Origin of the sequence: Alteromonas sp. AO-Serp (assembly GCF_017849675.1) — a bacterium.
In the GTDB taxonomy this organism is placed as follows: Bacteria; Pseudomonadota; Gammaproteobacteria; order Enterobacterales; family Alteromonadaceae; genus Alteromonas; species Alteromonas macleodii.
Genome location: NZ_JAFLMX010000253.1, coordinates 1 through 4,794, shown reverse-complemented (window position 1 = coordinate 4,794; position 4,794 = coordinate 1). Strand labels below are relative to the sequence as shown.

Annotated in this window: 3 protein-coding genes and 1 pseudogene; all 4 read left to right on the top strand. The window is 47.4% G+C overall.

The window, feature by feature from the left end; translation table 11 throughout:
• Positions 1-575, top strand: a pseudogene (locus QVA83_RS16860) (nitrite reductase (NAD(P)H)); the annotation flags it as partial.
• A gap of 36 nt (positions 576-611) precedes the next feature.
• Entirely contained in the window at positions 612-983 is a 372-nt protein-coding gene (gene nirD / locus QVA83_RS16855; protein ID WP_014975661.1) for a nitrite reductase small subunit NirD, read from the top strand.
• 86 nt (positions 984-1,069) lie between these two features.
• Positions 1,070-3,961, top strand: coding sequence for a nitrate reductase (locus QVA83_RS16850; protein WP_287498726.1), 2,892 nt, complete (start codon positions 1,070-1,072; stop codon positions 3,959-3,961).
• Positions 3,962-3,973: 12 nt separating this feature from the next.
• A partial coding sequence (cobA, locus tag QVA83_RS16845; RefSeq protein ID WP_287498725.1) for a uroporphyrinogen-III C-methyltransferase occupies positions 3,974-4,794 on the top strand: 821 nt, incomplete at its 3' end.

Here is a 4,794-nt window from a genome sequence, read left to right as displayed (position 1 = left end):
ACATAGAGAATCGTTACAAAGGCTTACGTGCGCCGCACAAAATTAAATTTGCCGTCTCGGGGTGTACCCGTGAGTGCGCAGAGGCCCAAAGCAAAGACATTGGCGTTATTGCTACCGAGCAAGGCTGGAACCTGTATGTTTGCGGGAATGGCGGCATGAAGCCTCGACATGCAGACCTGTTTGCCACCGACCTAGATACCGAAACCCTAATTAAGTACATCGACCGCGTGCTGATGTTTTACGTGAAAACGGCTGATCGCCTACAGCGCACATCGGTGTGGATGGACAACTTAGAAGGTGGGTTAGCTTACCTGCAAGACGTTGTGATAAACGATGCTCTTGGCATTAATGGTGAGCTTGAAGCACAGATGGATGCTGTGGTTGATGCTTATCAGTGCGAATGGAAAACCACTATTGAAAACCCTGAGTCGCGCAAGCGTTTCCGTCAATTCGTAAACAGCAATGCTAGCGACACCAATATTCAGTTTGTTTCAGAGCGAGGCCAGGTTCGCCCAGCTACTGAAGCTGAAAAAGTAGCAGGTAAAGATCAGTTCATTCCTGTCTCTATGGTATAGCCACTGGCTTATCAACCCTGTTAGGAGAATCAAATTATGTCAGCAGCGCAAAATGTAATGGCGTCAGAACCACAGCAAGTGCAATGGCACTATGTTTGTGAGACGAACGACTTAGTGACAAACAGTGGGGTTTGCGCCCTTGTCGACTCACAGCAAGTGGCAATTTTCAGTTTGAAGATAAACGGCGAAACCCAGGTTTTCGCCATTAGTAACTACGACCCTATTGGTAAAGCAAACGTACTCTATCGCGGGCTTCTAGGGTCGATAGGCGGTGCGCCTGTTGTTGCTTCGCCTCTATACAAAGAGCATTACTTTTTAGAAACCGGGCTGTGTAAAGAACACGACGATGTTTCCGTCACGGCTTACGCTGTGAAGGTAGAGGGCGAAAAGGTTTTTGTGGGCGTTTAAGCAAACTGTCTTTTTTATACGCCCACATGAACAAAGCCTTTTAGCAAAATGCATTCAAAAGCTGTGAAACCGAAAAAGGTAATGAAATGAATATGCCTACACGACAACCCGACATGATGTCTGAACAATTAAGACAAACAACATGCCCATACTGCGGCGTAGGGTGTGGTGTAGATATCAGTTGCAACGTAAGCCCGCGTGCCATAACCCTGGACACTGTTAAAGGCACGCCAGAGCATCCCGCCAATTATGGAAGATTGTGTGTTAAAGGAACAAACCTGCTTGAAACAAACGACGTAAACGGACGTTTGCTTCACCCAACCATGGCAGGTCAATCGGTGGATTGGGACACGGTCACCGATGTGATTGCGGATAAGATCACCTCTACCATTGCGCAGTATGGCGCGGATGCCGTTGCTTTTTATGTATCAGGTCAGCTTCTCACCGAAGACTATTACATTGCCAATAAGCTTATGAAAGGTTTCATCGGCAGTGCCAATATCGATACGAATTCACGCCTGTGTATGTCATCAGCCGTTGCCGCGTACAAGCGTGCGTTCGGTGAAGATGTGGTACCTTGCGATTACACCGATTTGGAATGTACAGATTTACTGGTGATCACCGGAAGTAATGCGGCGTGGGCGCATCCAGTGCTTTTTCAACGCATTCAGCGAGCAAAGCTGAAAAATCCGAATATGAAGGTCATTGTTGTTGACCCACGCAAAACCGAAACCTGTACCATTGCCGATTTACACCTTCCTGTAAAACCGGGTAGCGACGTAGCCCTATTTAACGGTTTACTCAGCTATGCAAACGCACAAGGTCGTATAAACAAATCCATTGTTGAGAGCTATGCCGAGGGGCTTGATGAAACGCTCAAAAGTGCAAATGCCTTAACGTTAGATGACGTTGCTAAAGTATGCGACCTGGACATTAACAGCATTAAGGCCTTCTTTGATGCCTTTTGCGAAGCCTCTAGCGCAATTACTTTTTATTCTATGGGCGTGAACCAGTCTTCTGCTGGTGTGGATAAAGCCCAAGCCATTATCAACTGTCATTTAGCAATGGATTTAATTGCTAAAGACGGTTGTGGCCCGTTTTCAATTACTGGCCAGCCCAATGCCATGGGAGGGCGTGAAGTCGGTGGGTTAGCCAATATGCTAGCTGCACATATGGACCTTGAAAACCCTGAGCATATCAGCGCTGTTAAAACCTATTGGAATGCCCCTGTTATGCCCAAAGGGCAGGGGCTTAAAGCAGTTGATTTGTTTAATGCAATTGAGAGTGGAAAGGTAAAGTTCGTTTGGGTAATGGGGACGAACCCCGTTGTCAGTATGCCAAATCGCGGTCAAGTTGAACGCGCACTTTCTAAATGTGACATGGTGGTGGTGTCTGATATCGTTGAGTCTAACGATACGCTTAACTACGCGCACATTGCCCTTCCTGCCACGGGGTGGTCGGAGAAAGACGGCACGGTGACAAACTCAGAGCGCCGTATTTCACGTCAGCGCGGTATATTGCCTCCACCAGGTAGTGCAAAACACGACTGGCAAATACTGTGTGAAGTGGCGGGTAAAATGGGCTTTGGCGAGGCATTTAATTTTACCCATCCGTCACAAATATTCTGCGAATACGCTGGGCTAACCGGCTATCAAAATAACGGTAAGCGACAATTAGACCTGTCACCTTTACAAGCGTTAAGTGAACCTCAATACAACGGGCTATCGCCTTTGCAGTGGCCCTTTCAAGCAGTTAAAAAAGCTGAGAATATGGCCAGTTCTAATTCTCAACCTAGCCTTACCAGTAAACGTCCTTTTGAAGACAAGCAGTTTTCAACACCCAACGCCAAGGCTAGGCTTATTCCCGTAACTTACAGAGCGCCACTGCAGGTGACATCAGACGCTTATCCTTTTGTTGTGAACAGCGGGCGAGCGCGAGATCAGTGGCATACTATGACACGCACGGGTAAAGCGGCAAAGTTACTGGCTCATATGCCAAGTGCTAACGTGTATATCAACCCTAAAGACGCTGCTGAATTGGGCGTTGAAAGCGGAGATCTTGTTTCTCTTTCAAGTGCAGTATGTAAAGACGCCCCAGTTATCTATCCGGTTAAAGCGGATAAGGATATGCGCAAAGGGGAAGTATTCATTCCCATTCACTGGTCGGCGCAATGGGGTTCGCACAGTAAACTAGGCGCACTCTACGCCAGCGCGGTAGACCCTATTTCAGGGCAGCCAGAGTTAAAACACGCGGCGGTAGCTATCGCGCCCGCTCATTTCGCTACCTACGGCAAGCTCTTTGTTTCATCAGTAAACCAGTCAGCACATAATTCAAAACTTAATCCCTTTAGTGAAGATGCACTAAAGCATGCGTGTGATTACTGGAATACGACACCGCTTGAAAGCGCAGAGGCGTCTTCACCTGTAAATAACTCGGATGCAGCATTATCAGTATTGAATGTTGCTTCGAACAAAGGTCGTCGGGATTTTACCCAAGGGTTGATACCTCTGCTGCCGCAAAACGCGGTGCTATTGCAGTTTCATCATCATACATACTCAGTATGCCTTGCGCTTGTCGATGATACTCTTTGTTTCGCGGCGTTTTTAGGCGATGAGCCAGAAAAGGGTGAAAGGGCACCAGCAGCTGCACATACAATAGCGCAGGCAGCGCCACATTTAAAAAACACATGGTCAGTACCTAACGAATGGCTCGCCAGCCTTCTCAACACATCTATTTCTACAGACATACAGCGCAATTTAATACGTGGCCAAGTAGACGACGCATTTTTAAATGGTGATGTAGTTTGTAGCTGCTTTGAAGTGCGCGAAAAAACCATTACACATGCCATCGAAGAAGGCTGTAGTTCGGTGGCAGAGCTTGGTGAAGCATTAAAGTGTGGTACGAATTGTGGCTCGTGTAAGCCCGCCTTGTCTCAGCTGATAGACGAGCATTTAGTCATTGAAATTCAATCTGTTTAGGAGCGTTAAATCATGTCAATTGCAACTAGTTGGTCGTTACCGTTTTTGCGCACCTTATTTAAACCGCAGAAACCTTTGTTAAACCTCTTTTATCGCGATGCTATTTCTACCTCGGTCACGACCGTGACGACGCGCCAGCGCTCCGATAATCCAAAAGCTCCAGCTAAGCATTCATACTTTGGCAAGTGGTTGAAGTTAGCAAACAGGCAAACTGAAGGTCATAAACAAGGGCAGGTGTTCATCGTCGGTGCTGGCCCTGGTGATGCCGAGTTACTTACGTTAAAAGCGTTTCGTCTTCTGCAACAAGCCGATGTCGTGCTGTTCGATGCTTTAGTCAGCGAAGATATTCTCGCGCTAATTCCCTCTAAAGTGGTGAAAGAATATGTAGGGAAACGCTGCAAAAAGCATAGCTTTACCCAAGACGCTATATGCAAGCGAGTGGTTGAATTGGCAAGCAACGGTCACACTGTCGTACGGTTAAAAGGCGGTGACCCAGCCCTATTTGCAAGAACCTGCGAAGAAACCGATGCACTCACAAAAGCCAACATTCCTTTTGCTATTGTTCCTGGTATTACGGCAGCATCGGGTGTGTCAGCCTATACGGGGATCCCGTTAACCGACAGGCGCTGTGCTCAGTCGGTGAGTTTTATGACCGCACATTTTAAGGACGTGGATCAATGGCCAGAAATGGCACCCATGGCGCAAAATGTATTGAAGCAAACCATGGTGGTTTATATGGGACTAAGCCGGCTTGAAGGGCTATGCAAAGGCTTGGTTCATCACAACGTGCCAACCACATGGCCAGTAGCGGCAATTGAAAATGCCACTTCGCC

Coding starts and splice junctions, on each gene's coding strand:
- nirD (WP_014975661.1), top strand. CDS start 612: ATGTCAGCAGCGCAAAATGTAATGGCGTCAGAACCACAGCAAGTGCAA.
- QVA83_RS16850 (WP_287498726.1), top strand. CDS start 1,070: ATGAATATGCCTACACGACAACCCGACATGATGTCTGAACAATTAAGA.